Annotated in this window: 17 protein-coding genes and 1 pseudogene; 11 read left to right on the top strand and 7 right to left on the bottom strand. The window is 66.9% G+C overall.

Translation table 11 applies throughout. From position 1 onward, the window contains the following. The first annotated feature begins 60 nt into the window (after nucleotides 1–60). Nucleotides 61–1023 (top strand): alpha/beta hydrolase, encoded by a 963-nt coding sequence (locus KSS95_RS09985; protein WP_217853517.1) that lies wholly within the window; start codon nucleotides 61–63, stop codon nucleotides 1021–1023. Nucleotides 1024–1133: 110 nt separating this feature from the next. Continuing rightward, nucleotides 1134–1916 carry a hypothetical protein gene (locus tag KSS95_RS09980; protein ID WP_217853516.1) on the top strand — a complete coding sequence of 261 codons (783 nt, stop codon included), beginning with the start codon at nucleotides 1134–1136 and terminating at the stop codon, nucleotides 1914–1916. Between the two features lie 154 nt (nucleotides 1917–2070). Here KSS95_RS09980 and prmB read toward each other — a convergent pair whose 3' ends face one another. Next, nucleotides 2071–2979 carry a 50S ribosomal protein L3 N(5)-glutamine methyltransferase gene (prmB, locus tag KSS95_RS09975; RefSeq protein WP_217853515.1) on the bottom strand — a complete coding sequence of 303 codons (909 nt, stop codon included), beginning with the start codon at nucleotides 2977–2979 and terminating at the stop codon, nucleotides 2071–2073. A 179-nt stretch (nucleotides 2980–3158) separates the two neighbouring features. On the opposite strand from prmB, the gene KSS95_RS09970 reads away from it, so the two are divergent. The 5 genes from KSS95_RS09970 (at nucleotide 3159) to KSS95_RS09950 (ending at nucleotide 5936) form a co-directional block, all read left to right on the top strand. Beyond that, the gene (locus tag KSS95_RS09970) at nucleotides 3159–3749 is read left to right on the top strand and encodes a cysteine hydrolase family protein (protein WP_217853514.1); all 591 of its coding nucleotides are present in this window, start codon (nucleotides 3159–3161) and stop codon (nucleotides 3747–3749) included. A gap of 90 nt (nucleotides 3750–3839) precedes the next feature. Then, the gene (locus tag KSS95_RS09965) at nucleotides 3840–4160 is read left to right on the top strand and encodes a hypothetical protein (RefSeq protein WP_217853513.1); all 321 of its coding nucleotides are present in this window, start codon (nucleotides 3840–3842) and stop codon (nucleotides 4158–4160) included. Between the two features lie 170 nt (nucleotides 4161–4330). Continuing rightward, nucleotides 4331–4891, top strand: a complete 561-nt coding sequence (locus KSS95_RS09960; RefSeq protein ID WP_217853512.1) for a Smr/MutS family protein — start codon at nucleotides 4331–4333, stop codon at nucleotides 4889–4891. A 69-nt stretch (nucleotides 4892–4960) separates the two neighbouring features. Continuing rightward, on the top strand, nucleotides 4961–5506 hold the full coding sequence (gene folE, locus KSS95_RS09955) for a GTP cyclohydrolase I FolE (protein WP_134693722.1): 546 nt from the start codon (nucleotides 4961–4963) through the stop codon (nucleotides 5504–5506). 58 nt (nucleotides 5507–5564) lie between these two features. Beyond that, nucleotides 5565–5936: a glutaredoxin family protein gene (locus KSS95_RS09950; RefSeq protein WP_217853511.1), complete on the top strand. Its 372-nt coding sequence runs from the start codon at nucleotides 5565–5567 to the stop codon at nucleotides 5934–5936. Nucleotides 5937–6011: 75 nt separating this feature from the next. On the opposite strand, the gene KSS95_RS09945 is transcribed toward KSS95_RS09950, so the two are convergent. Then, nucleotides 6012–6614, bottom strand: a complete 603-nt coding sequence (locus KSS95_RS09945) for a glutathione S-transferase family protein (protein ID WP_217853510.1) — start codon at nucleotides 6612–6614, stop codon at nucleotides 6012–6014. A 146-nt stretch (nucleotides 6615–6760) separates the two neighbouring features. Here KSS95_RS09945 and KSS95_RS09940 point away from each other — a divergent pair, with 146 nt between their 5' ends. Continuing rightward, nucleotides 6761–7951: a benzoate/H(+) symporter BenE family transporter gene (locus KSS95_RS09940; protein WP_217853509.1), complete on the top strand. Its 1191-nt coding sequence runs from the start codon at nucleotides 6761–6763 to the stop codon at nucleotides 7949–7951. Between the two features lie 154 nt (nucleotides 7952–8105). Here the strand turns inward: KSS95_RS09940 and KSS95_RS24800 are convergent, their stop codons facing one another. From KSS95_RS24800 to KSS95_RS09930, 3 genes and pseudogenes are all read right to left on the bottom strand, one after another. Beyond that, nucleotides 8106–8969 carry a methyl-accepting chemotaxis protein gene (locus KSS95_RS24800; protein WP_437179606.1) on the bottom strand — a complete coding sequence of 288 codons (864 nt, stop codon included), beginning with the start codon at nucleotides 8967–8969 and terminating at the stop codon, nucleotides 8106–8108. Further along, nucleotides 8964–9191: pseudogene (locus KSS95_RS24795) on the bottom strand (HAMP domain-containing protein); the annotation flags it as partial. The pseudogene KSS95_RS24795 and the gene KSS95_RS24800, both read right to left, overlap by 6 nt. 984 nt (nucleotides 9192–10175) lie before the next feature. Further along, nucleotides 10176–11573: an aminotransferase-like domain-containing protein gene (locus KSS95_RS09930; RefSeq protein ID WP_217853507.1), complete on the bottom strand. Its 1398-nt coding sequence runs from the start codon at nucleotides 11571–11573 to the stop codon at nucleotides 10176–10178. Nucleotides 11574–11690: 117 nt separating this feature from the next. On the opposite strand from KSS95_RS09930, the gene KSS95_RS09925 reads away from it, so the two are divergent. Further along, the gene (locus tag KSS95_RS09925) at nucleotides 11691–12863 is read left to right on the top strand and encodes an MFS transporter (protein ID WP_217853506.1); all 1173 of its coding nucleotides are present in this window, start codon (nucleotides 11691–11693) and stop codon (nucleotides 12861–12863) included. Nucleotides 12864–12869: 6 nt separating this feature from the next. Here the strand turns inward: KSS95_RS09925 and KSS95_RS09920 are convergent, their stop codons facing one another. Next, on the bottom strand, nucleotides 12870–13631 hold the full coding sequence (locus KSS95_RS09920; protein WP_217853505.1) for an SDR family oxidoreductase: 762 nt from the start codon (nucleotides 13629–13631) through the stop codon (nucleotides 12870–12872). Nucleotides 13632–13806: 175 nt separating this feature from the next. Here KSS95_RS09920 and KSS95_RS09915 point away from each other — a divergent pair, with 175 nt between their 5' ends. Beyond that, nucleotides 13807–14808 (top strand): NADP-dependent oxidoreductase, encoded by a 1002-nt coding sequence (locus tag KSS95_RS09915; RefSeq protein WP_217853504.1) that lies wholly within the window; start codon nucleotides 13807–13809, stop codon nucleotides 14806–14808. A 101-nt stretch (nucleotides 14809–14909) separates the two neighbouring features. Here the strand turns inward: KSS95_RS09915 and pyrF are convergent, their stop codons facing one another. Further along, on the bottom strand, nucleotides 14910–15611 hold the full coding sequence (pyrF, locus tag KSS95_RS09910) for an orotidine-5'-phosphate decarboxylase (RefSeq protein ID WP_094010694.1): 702 nt from the start codon (nucleotides 15609–15611) through the stop codon (nucleotides 14910–14912). A gap of 159 nt (nucleotides 15612–15770) precedes the next feature. On the opposite strand from pyrF, the gene KSS95_RS09905 reads away from it, so the two are divergent. Beyond that, on the top strand, nucleotides 15771–15938 hold the full coding sequence (locus KSS95_RS09905; protein WP_217853503.1) for a DUF2897 family protein: 168 nt from the start codon (nucleotides 15771–15773) through the stop codon (nucleotides 15936–15938).

Raw genomic sequence — 15938 nt, 5'->3', positions numbered from 1 at the left:
TCGAGAACCTTCGGCAGGGCGCAAGGTCGAATCAGCAACTTCCCACGTAGTGCCCCGTCCATGAAGTCGCGCCTCGCCGCCCTGCTCCTGCTGTTCTGCGCCCACCTCGCCCATGCCGCTGCCCCGACCGTGCTGCAACGCCCCATCGACCTGGACACCGGCCACGGCGTGCTGCACGGCAGCCTGCTGCTGCCCCAGCAGGCCACCCCGCCGCCGGTGGTGCTGATCATCTCCGGCTCCGGCCCCACAGACCGCGACGGCAACAACCCGGCCGCCGGGCGCATCGACAACCTCAAGCGCCTGGCCCTGCTGCTGGCCGGCGAGCATATCGCCAGCGTGCGCTACGACAAGCGCGGCGTGGCCGCCAGCCAACCGGCCAGCCCCGACGAGCGCGAGCTCAGCGTCGAAGGCTATGTCGCCGACGTGGTGGCCTGGGGGCAGGCACTGCGCCATGACCCGCGCTTCGGCCCATTGATCCTGGTCGGCCACAGCGAAGGCGCGCTGATCGCAAGCCTGGCCGCCGAGCAGGCCGGCGCCAGCGCAGTGATCACCCTGGCCGGCAGCGGCCGCCCGGTGGCCGATGTACTGCGCGAGCAGTTGGCCCAGCGCCTGCCTGCGGCGCAACTGGCCGCGGGCGTGGCGCTGATCGACCGCCTGCAGGCCGGGCAGACCAGCCTCGATGTGCCCGCGCCGCTGCGCCAGGTGTTCCGGCCCAGCGTGCAGCCCTACCTGATCTCGCTGCTGCGCCAGGACCCGGCAGCGGCCTTCGCCCGCCTCAAGGTGCCAGCACTGATCATCCAGGGGCGCAACGACGTGCAGGTGGACGTGGCCGACGCCGAGCGGCTCAAGGCGGCCAAGCCCGATGCCGAACTGGCCTTGATCGACGGCATGAACCATATGCTGCGCATCAGCCCCAGGGACATGCACCAGCAGCGCGACAGCTACCGCAATCCCGAGCTGCCACTGGCGCGGGAACTGGGGGAACGGATGGTGGCCTTCATCCGCGGATTGCCTGCGACGTGACGAGCAGGCTCAGGTCTTGGCGGCCTCTGCCGATAACGCGGACAACAAGGCGATGATCGCGGGCGTGCCACGGCGATCGATCAGCCGCCGTGCACCTGAGGAAACCCCTGATGACCGATGCCCCCGCCGCCGAGGCGACTGAAGAACAAGCGCCAGAAAGCGCGCCGCTGCCCTGGGCGGACCTTGCCGCCGAACACTTCCAGCTGTTGCGCCTGGCCCCGCTGCCCACCGACCGCAACAGTGGCGCGCGTCCGCTGCGCTTCGTCCAGTTCGGCTATGCCGAGCGCCATGACAAGGCCCACAGCCTGCTGCGCATGGAGATCCGCCTGCCCGGGCAGAAGACCCGCAAGGAACAGAACCAGCTGGATGTGCGGGTCGACCACGAGCAGCGCCTGGTACGCATCGGCGATGCCGCCGGCCTGCAGCTCGAACCACTCAACCGCGGGGTCGGCCGCTACCTGCTGGGCCAGGCGGTGCAATGGCTGCAGCAGCGTTGCTCGCACTATCAGGTCGAAGGCATGAGCCTGCCGAACAAGGACGCCCTGAACGAAGACACCCGCCTGCGCCGCGACCATGTGCTGGCCAGCATCGGCCTGCCGGTGGAATACACCGATGGCCAGCTGCTCAAGGGCCGCGTGGTGGAAACGCCGGTGGGCCAGCTCAAGGGTGGCTGGAATACCGAAAAGGTCCAGCGCGTCGATATCCTCGAGGCGGCCGGCATGCTGCAACAGGCCGAGCAGAACCTGGCGCAGAAGGAAGCCCAGTTGCGCGAGCGTGACGAGCGGGTGGCCAAGTACCGCCGTGAAGACAGCGGGCTGCGCTTCACCATCACCTGCCTGGTGGCATTTGCGGTGTTCCAGGCGGGCTTGCTGATCTGGATCGCCACCCGCTGACCCGCCCTACGCGATCCCTGTAGGAGCGGCCTCGTGTCGCGAAAGGGCTGCGCGGCAGCCCCAGGGTTTCGGTATTGACGCCAAGATCGCTGGGGCCGCTTTGCGGCCCTTTCGCGAAGCAAGGCCGCGCCTACAGGGGAGCGGTGTGGATCCGTCAGACCCGCGCCTTGAACAGCTCCTGATGCTGCCGGCATTGCTCGGCCGTCAGCATGAACACCCCGTGACCACCGCGCTCGAACTCCAGCCAGGCAAAGTCCACCTCGGGATACAGCGACTCGACGTGCACCTGGCTGTTGCCCACCTCGACGATCATCAAGCCCTTCTCGGTCAGGTGGTCGGCGGCCTCGGCGAGCATGCGCCGCACCAGGTCCAGGCCATCGTTGCCACAGGCCAGGCCCAGCTCGGGCTCGTGGTGGTATTCGGCCGGCATGTCGCCGAAATCCTCGGCATCGACATACGGCGGGTTGGACAGGATCAGATCGAAACGCTGCCCCGGCAGCCCGCCGAAGCCATCGCCCTGCACGGTGTAGACCCGCTCATCGAGGCCATGGCGCTCGATGTTCTGGTTGGCCACCTCCAGTGCATCGAACGACAGGTCGGCCAACACCACCTCGGCCTCCTGGAACACCTCGGCGGCGACGATCCCAATGCAGCCGGAGCCGGTGCACAGGTCGAGGATGCGCGCAGGTTCGGCGGCCAGCCACGGCTCGAAGCGCTTCTCGATCAGCTCGCCAATGGGCGAGCGCGGTACCAGCACGCGCTCGTCGACGATGAACGACATGCCGCAGAACCACGCCTCGCCCAGCAGGTAGGCGGTGGGCACGCGCTCCTCGATACGACGCTTGAGCAGATGTTGCAGGCGCACCCGCTCGTCATCCTCGAGCGCGCAATCCAGGTAGCTGTCGGCCACCTCCCACGGCAGGTGCACGGCGCCCAGCACCAGCAGGCGGGCCTCGTCCCAGGCGTTGTCGGCACCGTGGCCGAAGAACAGCTCGTGCTCATGGAAGCGGCTGACCGCCCAGCGGATGTGGTCGCGCAGGGTGCGCAGGCGGGATGTGATCACGGGGTACTCCTTTTCAGACAGGACAAAAGTCTAACAGCCCGCACCGCACAAATGTTCCCTGCGATAGCCGAACGGATAGCCACAAGCCAGTAATCATGCCGCCTGCAATGTCAACCATTCACATTGGCGCCAAGGCAAGGGAGAATAGCCAGACAAAAGCCCTACCCAAGGAGCCCTTGATGTCCGTTCCAACCACGATGTTCCGCCTCACCGGCCGCGACTACCCGCCGGCCAGGTTGAGCCAAGCCAGCCTGATCGTCATCGACGCGCAGAAGGAGTACCTGAGCGGTCCGCTGGCGCTGTCGGGCATGGACGAGGCGGTGGCGAACATTGCCAGGTTGCTCGACGCTGCCCGCCAGGCGGGCCGGCCGATCATCCACGTCCGCCACCTCGGCACCGTCGGCGGTCGCTTCGACCCGCAGGGCCCGGCGGGCGAGTTCATCCCGGGCCTGGAGCCGCGCGATGGCGAAACCGTCATCGAAAAGCGCATGCCCAACGCCTTCAAGAACACCAAGCTGCACGAGACGCTGCAGGCCTTCGGCCCGCTGGACCTGATCGTCTGCGGCTTCATGAGCCATTCCAGCGTCAGCACCACCGTGCGCCGCGCCAAGGACTATGGTTATCGCTGCACCCTGGTGGAGGACGCCTCGGCCACCCGTGACCTGGCGTTCAAGGACAGCGTGATCCCCGCCGCGCAGATCCACCAGTGCGAAATGGCCGTGATGGCCGACAACTTCGCCTGCGTCGCCCCGACCGCCAGCCTGGTCTGAGGGCAGCGACCGCCCGGCGGACGGGCGGAACCCTGGGGTGACCGGCAGGTCGAAATCCGGATCAGTGCTACCCGATCCTGAGGAATTCGAATGAAGCTCAAAGGCAGTTTCGATGCCAAGCGCCTGCGCCAGCGCGAACCCAGCAACTGGGGGGCGCGGGTTGCCGCCGCTTTTTCGGTGCTGCTGGCCACCCTGGGCATACTGCTCGCCATGGCCGGATGCGCTGGCCTGCTGGGCAATTACGCCGCCCTCGCCGAGCTCAATGCCAACCGACCGCTGGCGGCGATTCTCGTCTTGGTCGGGTTGTTGCTTCTGTGGATCGGCGTGCGCGTCTGGCGACGCAGCCGCATCCGCCTGCGCCGTGGCCGCGAGCTGAACCTGTCGCCGCACCTGATGAAAAAGCACGACTGACCGGTTTACGCAGCCCCTGTAGGAGCGGCCTTGTGTCGCGAAAGGGGCCGCGCAGCGGCCCCAGGATCTCAGCGTCGACGCATAAATCGCCGGGGCTACAGAGAACGCGAAACACGGGACTTCACTCAGGGCAGGACTCGCGTAAACTACGCCGCCCACGTGGAGGCAGCATGCAAGACGACGATTTTTCCCTGTTCAGCGCCGAGGTGCGCGGCGTCAAGCCGATCAAGCACGACCGCGCCGACGTCGGCAAACCCAAGGCCGACCGCCAGCAACTGGCCGACCTGCGCCAGGCGGCGACCATCCGCAGCGACCAGCCCCTGGTGATCGACGGCCTGTCCGACCAGTTCGTCATCGACGTCGGTGCCGAGGACGAGTTGATGTGGCGCCGCGATGGTGTTCAGGAAACCCAGATCCGCAAGCTCAAGCTCGGCCAGATCGCCTTCGAGGGCAGCCTCGACCTGCACGGCATGAGCGTCGAGAAGGCCCGCCAGACGCTGTGGGACTTCATCGCCGAAGCGACCAAGCTGGAAGTGCGCTGCGTGCGCGTCACCCACGGCAAGGCCGCGCGCCTCGACGGCAAGCGCCCGATGATCAAGAGCCACGTCAACACCTGGCTGCGCCAGCACCCGCAGGTGCTCGGCTTCGCCTCGTGTCAGGCCCGCCACGGCGGCACCGGCGCAGTGTACGTGATGCTCAAGCGAACCATGCTCGAAGGCCGCGACGAGTGACATCGCGCTTGCAGCGCCGCCGCCGCCGCCGTACCCTTCGTCTTTGCGAAATTTTCCACAGGTAGATCCATGTCCCTGGAACAGAACTACACCGCGATCCTCAGCCAGCTGGGCGAGGACGTTACCCGCGAGGGCCTGCTCGACACGCCCAAGCGGGCCGCGAAGGCCATGAAATACCTTTGCCGCGGTTACGAGCAAACCCTGGAAGAAGTGACCAACGGCGCGTTGTTCACCTCCGACAACAGCGAAATGGTGCTGGTCCGGGATATCGAGCTGTATTCGATGTGCGAACACCACATGCTGCCGTTCATCGGCAAGGCCCATGTGGCCTACCTGCCCAAGGGCAAGGTGCTGGGCCTGTCCAAGGTCGCGCGGATCGTCGACATGTTCGCCCGCCGCCTGCAGATCCAGGAAAACCTCAGCCGCCAGATCGCCGAGGCCGTGCAGCAGGTGACCGGTGCCGCTGGCGTGGCGGTGGTGATCGAGGCCAAGCACATGTGCATGATGATGCGCGGCGTCGAAAAGCAGAACTCGACCATGCTCACCTCGGTGATGCTCGGCGAGTTCCGCGACAACGCCGCCACCCGCAGCGAGTTCCTCAGCCTGATCAAGTGATCGGCACAGGATCCGAGCCGGCCCCTTGCGGCCGGCTTTTTCATTTCAGGAGTCAAGCATGATCGTCAAAGCCCTGCGGGTCGGCCTCGGCCAGCTCATCGTGTTCGCTGACTGGGTCAGCCGCCCGGCCAAGAAGAAGCGCGACGCGGCAGCCCAGGCCCTTGTGGAACAGCAGGCCAAGGGCCTGGCGCTGTACCAGTTCCATGCCTGCCCGTTCTGCGTCAAGACCCGCCGCGCCCTGCACCGCCTGAACGTGCCGGTGGCACTGCGCGATGCGAAGCACGACGCGCAGCACCGCCAGGCGCTGCTCGAAGGCGGCGGCCGGGTGAAGGTGCCGTGCCTGCGTATCGAGGAAGAAGGCAAGGTGACCTGGATGTATGAGTCCAAGGACATCATTGCCTATCTGGACAAACGCTTCGCGGCGGTCTGACAGCACGTACGCACCCCCTTTCCGACCGGTCCGACGCCTCGGCAAGGCCGCGCCTCCACAGAGGGCGACAGTGAGTCAATCCACCATCGGCACATGCCGTGGATGGCTGGCCACCCGTGCCAGCCAGGCTTGCACTGCCGGATAAGCAGAAAGATCAAACCCGCCTTGCTGCGCCACGTGGGTGTAGGCATACAACGCCACATCGGCGATCGAGTACTGCTCGCCCACCAGGTAGGGGGTCATTTCCAGCTGCTTGTTCATCACCTTGAGCGCCTTGTAGCCGCCCTTGTGCAGCTTGCGGTACTCCTCCAGCCGCTCATCCGGCAGCCCCAGGTAGAACTGGATGAAGCGCGCCACGGCGATGTAAGGCTCATGGCTGTACTGCTCGAAGAACTGCCACTGCAGCACCTGGGTGCGCAAACGCGGCTCGCTGGGCAGGAACTCGCTGCCGTCGGCGAGAAAGTTGAGAATCGCGTTGGATTCCCACAGGCAGGTACCATCCTCCAGCTGCAGCACCGGCACCTTGCCGTTAGGGTTCATGGCCAGGAACTCGGGGGTTTCGGTTTCACCCTTGAGAATATCCACCGGGTGCCATTCATAGGGGCGGCCCAGCAGGCTCAGCATCAGCTTGACCTTGTAGCAGTTGCCCGATTGGTAATCCCCATAGACCTTGTACATCACCCCTCCCCTGTTCACGCAGTTGCGTAGTAATGGCCAATAGTTGGCGACTGTACGGCTAAATGCAATGGTTGCTGTATGGCACCGGTCAGCCCGGCCCGCGGTAGCCTGCAAAAATTGCTTACATCCACAACAAGGAATGCCCCATGACCGATGCCACCTCCGCGCGCCTGCGGCCGCTGGCGGACAGCTCTCCGTCGGCGATCGTCGCTGGCTTCATCGCCATGCTCACCGGCTATACCAGCTCGCTGGTGCTGATGTTCCAGGCCGGCCAGGCCGCAGGCCTGACCAGCGCGCAGATCTCTTCGTGGATCTGGGCCCTGTCGATCGGCATGGCAGTGTGCAGCATCGGCCTGTCGCTGCGCTATCGCACGCCGATCACCGTGGCCTGGTCGACCCCCGGCGCGGCGCTGCTGATCACCAGCCTGGGCGGGGTGAGCTACGGCGAGGCGATCGGCGCCTACATCACCTGCGCCGTGCTGGTGCTGATCTGCGGCCTGACCGGCAGCTTCGAACGCCTGGTGCGACGCATCCCCGCCTCGCTGGCCTCGGCCTTGCTGGCCGGCATCCTGTTCAAGATCGGCAGCGAGATCTTCGTCGCCGCCCAGCACCGCACGCTGCTGGTGCTGGGCATGTTCTTCAGCTACCTGCTGGTCAAGCGCCTGTCGCCACGCTACTGCGTGCTCGCCGCGCTGCTGGTCGGCACCGCGCTGTCCGGCGCCCTGGGGCTGCTGGACTTCAGCGGCTTCCAGCTCGAGGTGGCCACCCCGGTGTGGACCACGCCGAGCTTCTCGCTGGCGGCGACCATCAGCATCGGCATCCCGTTGTTCGTGGTGGCCATGACCTCGCAGAACATGCCCGGGGTTGCCGTGCTGCGCGCCGATGGCTACCAGGTACCGGCCTCGCCGCTGATCTCGGCCACCGGCTTCGCCTCGCTGCTGCTGGCGCCGTTCGGTTCGCACGGGGTCAACCTGGCGGCGATCAGCGCGGCGATCTGCACCGGGCCGCATGCCCATGAAGATCCGGCCAAGCGCTATACCGCGGCGGTGTGGTGCGGGATCTTCTATGGTATCGCCGGCACCTTTGGCGCCACCCTGGCGGCGCTGTTCGGCGCCCTGCCCAAGGAGCTGGTGCTGTCGATCGCCGCGCTGGCGCTGTTCGGCTCGATCATGAACGGCCTGAGCGTGGCCATGGGCGAGGCCCGCGAGCGCGAGGCGGCGCTGATCACCTTCATGGTCACGGCGTCGGGGTTCACCCTGTTCTCGATCGGCTCGGCGTTCTGGGGCATCGTCGCCGGGGTGCTGACCTTGCTGATCCTCAGCCCGCGCAAGGGCTGAAGCCCAACCCAGATCCACTGTAGGAGCGGCCTTGTGTCGCGAAAGGGCTGCGCAGCAGCCCAGGGTCTGAGCGTCGAGCAGAGATTGTCGGGGCCGCTATGCGGCCCTTTCCGACCGGTCCGACGCCTCGGCAAGGCCGCTCCTACAGGGTCCCTCACAGCCTGAAGTGCCCCACCATCTCCTTCAGGTCATTGCCCAGCTGGGCCAACTCGACGCTTGAGCGGGCGTTGTCCTCCATCGCCAGCGCCGCCTGATCGGCACTGCCACGAATCTGCGTGACGCTGCGGCTGATCTCCTCGGCCACCGAGCTCTGCTGCTCGGCCGCCGCGGCGATCTGCTGGTTCATCTGCTGGATCAACGACACCGCCGCGGCAATGCTGCCCAAGGCACTCTCGGTCTGCAGCGTGTCGGCCACCGCCAGGCGCACCAGCTCGGTGCTGCCACGGATCTGCATCACCGACTGCTGGGCATTGCCGCGCAAGCTGGCGACCAGGCGCTCGATCTGTTCGGTGGACTGCCGGGTACGCCGCGCCAGGGCACGCACCTCGTCGGCCACCACCGCGAACCCGCGCCCCTGCTCCCCGGCCCGTGCCGCCTCGATCGCGGCATTGAGCGCCAGCAGGTTGGTCTGCTCGGCCACGCTCTTGATCACCTCGAGCACGTCACCGATGGTATGGATCTCGGCACTGAGGCTGTCGATGCCGCTGCTGGCGGTTTCGGCGGCCAGCGCCAGTTGCTCGATGCGCTGCATGCTCTGGCGCACCACCTGCTGCCCGGACTCGACCTTGTCGTCGGCTGCCTGGGCCGCCTGGGCCGCCTGCTCGGCGTTGCGTGCCACGTCGTGGACGGTCGCGGTCATCTGCTGCATGGCGGTGGCCACCTGCTCGGTCTCGTCCTTCTGGCTGCCGACCTCGCGGTTGGTCTGCTCGGTGACCGCCGACAAGGCCTGGGCGCTGCCGGCCAACTGCTCGATGCCCTGCTGCAGGCCACTGACGATACCGGACAGTCCCTCGGCCATCTGCTGCATGGCCTGCAACAGCTGACCGACTTCGTCGGCACGCGACGGCTCGTCCTCGATACCCAGCTCGCCCGCGGCAATGCGCCGGGCTCGGCTGATCACCCGCTTGAGCGGCGCGACCACGGCACGGGTGATCAACCAGGCCGCCAGCACGCCCACCAGCAGCGCTAGGGCCGTGGCGGCGGCGATGGCCACGGTGTTGCGCGCCAGCTCCGCCTGCATGGCCTGCTCCTGGGCGACGTAGGCCTGGTCGACCCGCGCCGTGGCCTGCTCGGCCCGGGCCTGCAACTGCGCCTTGATCCCCTGCTCCTGGGCGAGCAGGTCGGTGTACTCGTCGAGCTTTTCGGAAAAGCTGCCGATATGCCCGGCCACCTCGCCGAGCACGCTCTGGTAGCCGGCATCGGCCACCGCCGCCTTGAGCTGCTCGACCAGGCTGGCCGCTTCCACGGTCTGGGCGATACGACCTTGCGCCAGCGCCTCACTGCCCTTGCGGCTCTGCTCCAGGCGCACCCGCGCTTCATCCATGGCCTGCAACATCAACCGTGCAACCTGCGCCACCTGCCCGGCCTGCTCGAGGAACTCACTGCCCTGCTGGCCCTGGGATTGCTTGAGGGTATAGCTGCCGTCGTCGGCCAGGCCGGCCTGCAGCACATCGAGGTTGTTGGCCACGCTGGACACCGACCAGCTGGCCATGTCCAGGGCCAGCTCCTTGGCCTGCACCGCCTGGACGAACTGCTCGAAGGCCTGGCCATAGCCGCCAAGTTCAGCTTCGGCCGAGGCCAGCGCCGGCACGCCGCGAGCGCGCTCGATCAGGGCCTGCAAGCCGCTGCGCAGGGCCTCGGCCTGCTTGGGGTCGGAACGCAGGGCGAAGGCCTGCTCGTGCTGGCGCAGCTTGAGCAGGTCGGTATTGAACTGGGCCATCTGCCGCAGCCCATCGAAGCGCTGGCCGACGCTAGCCAGGGCGTACACGCCGATGCCGGCCACCACCAGGGTGAGCAGCAACACCAGGGCAAAACCCAGGCCGAGCTTGCGCGCCATGCCCAGGTTGGCCAATACACCCTGCTTGGACCCCGTCATCGCCAATCCCCCTGGGTTTGCTCGGCGAACAATCGCCTGCCCGCAATGGCCCAAGAGTGACAACCACGCCACGCCCCTCACAAGAGGGCGACGGCGCAATGGTGTCATTTGGCTATGAAGGTGTCGTTTTCAGCTCGCTGAAGGTCGCCCTGCATGCTGGAAGAACGCCTGGGCCCGCACATCCTGCCCATACGCGACATTGATACGCAGCCAATCGCTGGCCCGCCCCTGCGGGTCGAAGGCGCTGCCCGGGGTCAACAGGACCGAGTGTTCCAGCGCCAAGGCATCCAGCTCGGCGAAATCACGGCCGGGCACCCGCGCCCAGACGAACATGCCGCCGAAGGGTTCGCAGAACACCTCCCAACCGCAGGCTTCCAGTTGCCCGAGCAACTTGGCCATGTGCTGCGCCAGGCGCAAACGCAGGCGCTGCACGCTCTTGCGGTAGCTGCCATTGGCGAGCATCTGCCCGACCACCTGCTCGGCAAAGCGCGAGGTGCCAATGCCACTGATCATCTTCAGTTCCGCCAAGCGGGCGACCAGCGCCGAGTCCGCCACCAGATAGCCGACCCGCAGCGAGCTGCTGAGGGTCTTGGACAGGCTGCCCAGGTAGATCACCCGCTGTTCGCTGTCCAGGGTACTCAAGCGCGTCGCCGGCCCCTCCTGGAAATCCGCGTACAGGTCATCCTCGATGATCCGCAGGTCGTGCTCACGGGCCAGTTCCAGCAGGCGGTAGGCGACTTTCGGGGCCAGGCTGGTGCCGGTGGGGTTCTGGTACAGGCTGTTGATGAACAGGCAGCGCGGCCGGTGCTCGGCCAGCAACTGCTCGAGCACTGCAAGGTCCGGGCCTGTGGCGGTACGCGGCACCTCGAGCATGCGCACCCCATGCAGGCGCAACAGGTTGTAGAGGTTGTAGTAGCCAGGGCGCTCCACCAGCACGGTGTCGCCCGGCACCAGCAGCGTGCGTACCAGCAGGTCGAGGGCATGGCTGGCACCCTGGGTGGTGACGATGCGCTCGGGCTCGGCGCAGATGTCCAGGCGCGCCAAGCCCTTGTGCAATTGCAGGCGCAGGCTGGCCAGGCCCTGGGGCGGGCAGTAGTCGAACAGCGCCTCGGCGGCGCCCCGGCTGACCTGGCGGATCGCCTGGGCCAGCTCGGCCTCGGCGCGCCAGGCCACCGGCAACCAACCGCAGCCGAGCTTGAGTACATCACCGTGGCCTTCATGAAACTGCCGCCAGCGACCGTCGCTGGCTTCGCCCCAGGACTCGCCAGCATCGCGCTGCACGCCCGCCTTGCGCTCGGCGACGAAGAAGCCGGCGCCATGCCGCGCCTCCAGCCAGCCGCTGGCCACCAGCCGGTCGTAGGCCTCGATGACGCAGGACGCGCTCACCGCCTGGCTGCGCGCCAGGGCGCGAATCGAGGGTAAACGCGTGCCGGGACGCAGGCGCTGGCGTTCGATCCAGGCCAGCAACTGTTCGCTCAGTTGCTGGACCAGCGGCGTGGAAAGATGACGATCCAGGGTGATGTGCATGGCAAGTGTTCGCTAATTTCAGGCGAACAGTTAAGCACAAATGCGCATGGAGTGTGCCTTGGCGAGCCCAGGCGTGAAGCCCGATCCTGTCTGCAAACCACCGTACGGACATGCCCGATGCCCAGTCGCCACGCCCCAGCCCTGCTGGCTTTCGCCCTCTGCCTGATCACCCTCGCGGTCAACCTGCAGGCACCGTTGTACATCACTTACGCCGAGCTTTCCGGACGCGGCGCCGCAGCCACCGCCGTGGCCTTCTCCGGCTATGTGCTCGGCGTGTTGCCAGTGCTGCTGGCCCTGGGCGGGCTGGCCGACCGGGTCGGGCGCCGGCCGCTGATAGTGGCCGCCCTCGCCCTGTCGATGCTTGCCACCCTGATCATGCTGTTGTCGCCGAGCCTCACCTCACTGGGCGTGGCGCGCCTGTTCCTGGGCCTGGGCACCGGCCTGGCCTCGGCTACCGCCACCGCCTACATGGGCGAGTTGATGGCGCCCGGCGACAGCGGCCAGGCCGCCACCTGGGTAACCGCCAGTACCTCGCTGGGCTTCGGCCTGGGCGCGGCACTGACCAGCCTGTTCCTGCTGGCCGGCCCGACCCTGACCCCTGGCAGCTTCCACCTGCAGCTGGCGCTGGCCGCCCTGGCCCTGCTGCTGGTATGGCGCCTGCCCGACCCGCGCCCGGCGCAACGCGGTGCCATGCTGCGCCTGCCCTGCTACCCCGCCGGCAGCCTGGCCTATGGCCTGGCGATCCTGCTGGCTTGGGCCTGTGTCGGCCTGGTCATCGCCCTGCTGCCGGGGATTTTGCGCCAGCACGGCCTGAGCGCCTGGTCCGGGTTCTCGACCTTCTGCGTGATCAGTTGCGGGCTGCTGTTCCAGCCGCTGGCGCGGCGCATGGCCAGCGTCCGGGCAACGTTGCTCGGCCTGCTGATATTGCCGTGCAGCTATGCCCTGCTGGCCTGGGGCGCCGACCGCGGCAACCTTGCCGGGGTGTTGCTGGGCGCGTTCGCCGCCAGCAGTGCCTGCTACGGCTTCATCTACCTGGGCGGGCTGGCGGCGGTGAACCAGTTGGCCGGCAGCGAGAAGACCCGGGCCAGCGCCGGGTTCTTCCTGCTGGCCTACCTGGGGTTCAGCCTGCCGGTGATCTTCACCGGGCTGCTCAGCGACCATCTGGGGCCACGGATGGCACTGATGGTGTTCGGCGGCCTGTTGGTGCTGGGGTGCGCGGCGGTGGCCCTGGCCTTGTGGCGATCGGCCAAGGCCCTCGCGCGGGTAGATGCCCGCTCCCGCACCGCCTGATCGCCCTCAGATCGCCAGGGCGCCGCCGTCGACAGTGAGGCTGTGCCCGGTGGTGAACGCAGCGCCATCGCTGCACAGGTACAGCACCGCGCTGGCAATCTCCTCGACCTTGCCGATGCGCCCGACCGGGTGCATCGCCGCGGCGAACTCGGCCTTGCGCGGGTCGGCCTGGTAGGCGCGGCGGAACATATCGGTGTCGATCACCGCCGGGCACACCGCGTTGACCCGGATCCCCTTTTTCGCATACTCGATGGCCGCCGACTTGGTCAGGCCGATCACCGCATGCTTGGAAGCGGCATAGATGCTCATCTTCGGCGCCGCCGACAGCCCAGCCACCGAGGCGGTGTTGACGATCGCCCCACCACCCTGGGCCAGCAGCAACGGCAGTTGGTATTTCATGCACAGCCACACACCCTTGACATTGACGCCCATGATCGCGTCGAACTCCGCCTCGCTGCCCTCGGCCAGCCGGCCCTGCTCGATCTCGATACCGGCGTTGTTGAAGGCGTAATCGAGCCGGCCATAGGCCGTGATGAGCTGCTCGTGCAACTGGCGCACCTCGCGGTCCTGGGTCACGTCGCAGGCGACGAACAGCGCCTCACCACCGGCTTGGCGAATCAGCGCCACCGTGGCCTCGCCGCCCAGCGCATCGCGGTCGGCAACCACTACCTTCAGGCCCTCGGCGGCGAACGCCTGGGCGGTAGCCCGGCCGATGCCCGCCGCGCCGCCGGTGACCAGGGCAACCTGGCCGGAGAAAGTCATGCTCATCACTGGCTCCTGCAAAAGGATGGGAAGTCGTGGCGGAGTCTAGTCAGGGCACCGCCGGGCTGGGCAGCATCATCAGGGGCACGGTTGGACTACTATCGTTCGCGGTGATCTTGCGTGACGCGGCCCATTCAACCCGCCGATCATCAGCCCCTCACACTCGTTCAGGAGAACCGCCATGCCCCACACCAACCGCCGTTTCCTGCTGACCAAGCGCCCGGTGGGCGCCGTGCGCCGTGACGACTTCACTTACGAGCAGGTGCCCGCCAGCGAGCCGGGGGAAGGCCAGGTGCTGGTGAAGAACCTCTACCTGTCGCTGGACCCGGCCATGCGCGGCTGGATGAACGAAGGCAAGTCCTACATCCCGCCCGTGGCCCTGGGCCAGGTCATGCGGGCCCTTGGCGTGGGCGAAGTGGTCAGCTCCAAGCATCCGGACTACAAGCCCGGCGACCATGTCAGCGGCGCCCTTGGCGTACAGGACTACTTCAGCGGCGAGCCCCAGGGCCTGCACAAGATCGACCCGCGCCTGGCGCCGCTGCCCCGCTACCTGTCTGCCCTGGGCATGACCGGCATGACCGCCTACTTCGCCCTGCTCGATGTCGGCCAGCCCAAGGCCGGGGACACCGTGGTGATATCCGGCGCGGCCGGCGCGGTCGGCAGCATTGCCGGGCAGATCGCCAAGCTCAAGGGCTGCCGCGTGGTGGGCATCGCCGGTGGCGCGCAGAAGTGCCAGTACCTGCTCGACGAACTGGGCTTCGATGGCGTGATCGACTACAAGGCCGAGGACGTGCTGGCCGGCCTCAAGCGCGAATGCCCCAAGGGCGTGGATGTGTACTTCGACAACGTCGGCGGCGAGATCCTCGACGCGGTGCTCTCGCGCCTGAATTTCAAGGCGCGGGTGGTGATCTGCGGCGCCATCAGCCAGTACAACAACAAGGAGGCGGTCAAGGGCCCGGCCAACTACCTGTCGCTGCTGGTCAACCGTGCGCGCATGGAAGGCTTCGTGGTGATGGACTACGTCAAGGAGTACGGCAAGGCCGCGCAGGAAATGGCCGGCTGGCTGGCCAGCGGCAAGGTCAAGAGCAAGGAAGATGTGGTGGAAGGCTTGGAGACCTTTCCCGAAACCCTGCTCAAGCTGTTCAGCGGGGAGAATTTCGGCAAGCTGGTGCTGAAGGTCTGAGATCTAGCAGCCAGGCACTTTGTGGGAGCGGGCTTGCCCCGCAATGGCGATTGCCTGGGCTGACACCATCACGGGGCAAGCCCGCTCCCACAGCCCCTGATTCAACCGCGGATTTCAGCCACCACGGCCGCCAGCGCCTGGGCCGGATCCGCCGCCTGGCTGATCGGGCGGCCGATCACCAGGTAATCGGAACCCGCATCCAGGGCCTGGCGCGGGGTCAGGATACGGCGCTGGTCATCCTGGGCACTGCCGGCCGGGCGAATGCCCGGGGTCACCAGTTGCAGCGACGGATGCGCCGCCTTCAGCGCCGGCGCCTCCAGTGCCGAGCACACCAGGCCGTCCATGCCGGCCTTCTGCGCCAGTGCCGCCAGGCGCAGCACCTGCTCCTGCGGGTCGACATCCAGGCCGATACCGGCCAGGTCCTCGCGCTCCATGCTGGTCAGCACCGTCACGCCAATCAGCAACGGTTGCGGGCCGCTGCGCTTGGCCAGCTCTTCACGGCAGGCCGACATCATGCGCAGGCCACCGGAGCAGTGCACGTTGACCATCCACACGCCCATCTCGGCCGCGGCCTTGACCGCCATGGCGGTGGTGTTGGGAATATCGTGGAACTTGAGGTCGAGGAACACTTCGAAGCCCTTGCTGCACAGGGTTTCGACGATGCCCGCGGCGCTGCTGGTGAACAGCTCCTTGCCCACCTTGACCCGGCACAGGGCGGGGTCGAGCTGGTCGGCCAGCTTCAGGGCGGCGTCACGGGTGGGGAAATCCAGGGCGACGATCAGGGGCGTCTGGCAGGCGGACATGGGCAGGAGTCTCTTGGCAAGTCGTAAACGGCGCGCATTGTAAACCAAGTGGAACCTTACCGGGGGGCGAACCGTCCATTGGTGAGGAAGTTGCAAAGTTCTATACTGGAAGACGTCAATTGCACGCCTCGCTCGCCCACCCCACATGAGAACACGACAATGCCCTGGTATGCCTGGTTGATACTGATTGTGGCACTTGGCTCGATCATCGGCGGCCTGATGATGTTGCGTGACACAGCCAAAAAATTGCCACTGACCGATGAGCAACTGCGACGCATCCACGAGCGCAATGCCGAGATGGATATCAAGGAAAAGCAGGACGAGTAG

It is taken from the genome of Pseudomonas muyukensis (genome assembly GCF_019139535.1).
Classification (GTDB): domain Bacteria; phylum Pseudomonadota; class Gammaproteobacteria; order Pseudomonadales; family Pseudomonadaceae; genus Aquipseudomonas; species Aquipseudomonas muyukensis.
The sequence above is the reverse complement of the archived record's forward strand: the minus strand, read 5'-3'. Positions and strand labels throughout refer to the sequence as shown.

Bases quoted from the DNA above. Each gene is read 5' to 3' on its own strand.
- KSS95_RS09980 (WP_217853516.1), top strand. From the start codon at position 1,134: ATGACCGATGCCCCCGCCGCCGAGGCGACTGAAGAACAAGCGCCAGAA.
- KSS95_RS09940 (WP_217853509.1), top strand. From the start codon at position 6,761: ATGACCGATGCCACCTCCGCGCGCCTGCGGCCGCTGGCGGACAGCTCT.
- KSS95_RS09965 (WP_217853513.1), top strand. From the start codon at position 3,840: ATGAAGCTCAAAGGCAGTTTCGATGCCAAGCGCCTGCGCCAGCGCGAA.
- pyrF (WP_094010694.1), bottom strand. From the start codon at position 15,611: ATGTCCGCCTGCCAGACGCCCCTGATCGTCGCCCTGGATTTCCCCACC.
- KSS95_RS09930 (WP_217853507.1), bottom strand. From the start codon at position 11,573: ATGCACATCACCCTGGATCGTCATCTTTCCACGCCGCTGGTCCAGCAA.
- KSS95_RS09970 (WP_217853514.1), top strand. From the start codon at position 3,159: ATGTCCGTTCCAACCACGATGTTCCGCCTCACCGGCCGCGACTACCCG.
- KSS95_RS24800 (WP_437179606.1), bottom strand. From the start codon at position 8,969: ATGGCCGAGGGACTGTCCGGTATCGTCAGTGGCCTGCAGCAGGGCATC.
- folE (WP_134693722.1), top strand. From the start codon at position 4,961: ATGTCCCTGGAACAGAACTACACCGCGATCCTCAGCCAGCTGGGCGAG.
- KSS95_RS09925 (WP_217853506.1), top strand. From the start codon at position 11,691: ATGCCCAGTCGCCACGCCCCAGCCCTGCTGGCTTTCGCCCTCTGCCTG.
- KSS95_RS09920 (WP_217853505.1), bottom strand. From the start codon at position 13,631: ATGAGCATGACTTTCTCCGGCCAGGTTGCCCTGGTCACCGGCGGCGCG.
- KSS95_RS09915 (WP_217853504.1), top strand. From the start codon at position 13,807: ATGCCCCACACCAACCGCCGTTTCCTGCTGACCAAGCGCCCGGTGGGC.
- KSS95_RS09950 (WP_217853511.1), top strand. From the start codon at position 5,565: ATGATCGTCAAAGCCCTGCGGGTCGGCCTCGGCCAGCTCATCGTGTTC.
- KSS95_RS09960 (WP_217853512.1), top strand. From the start codon at position 4,331: ATGCAAGACGACGATTTTTCCCTGTTCAGCGCCGAGGTGCGCGGCGTC.
- KSS95_RS09905 (WP_217853503.1), top strand. From the start codon at position 15,771: ATGCCCTGGTATGCCTGGTTGATACTGATTGTGGCACTTGGCTCGATC.
- KSS95_RS09945 (WP_217853510.1), bottom strand. From the start codon at position 6,614: ATGTACAAGGTCTATGGGGATTACCAATCGGGCAACTGCTACAAGGTC.
- KSS95_RS09985 (WP_217853517.1), top strand. From the start codon at position 61: ATGAAGTCGCGCCTCGCCGCCCTGCTCCTGCTGTTCTGCGCCCACCTC.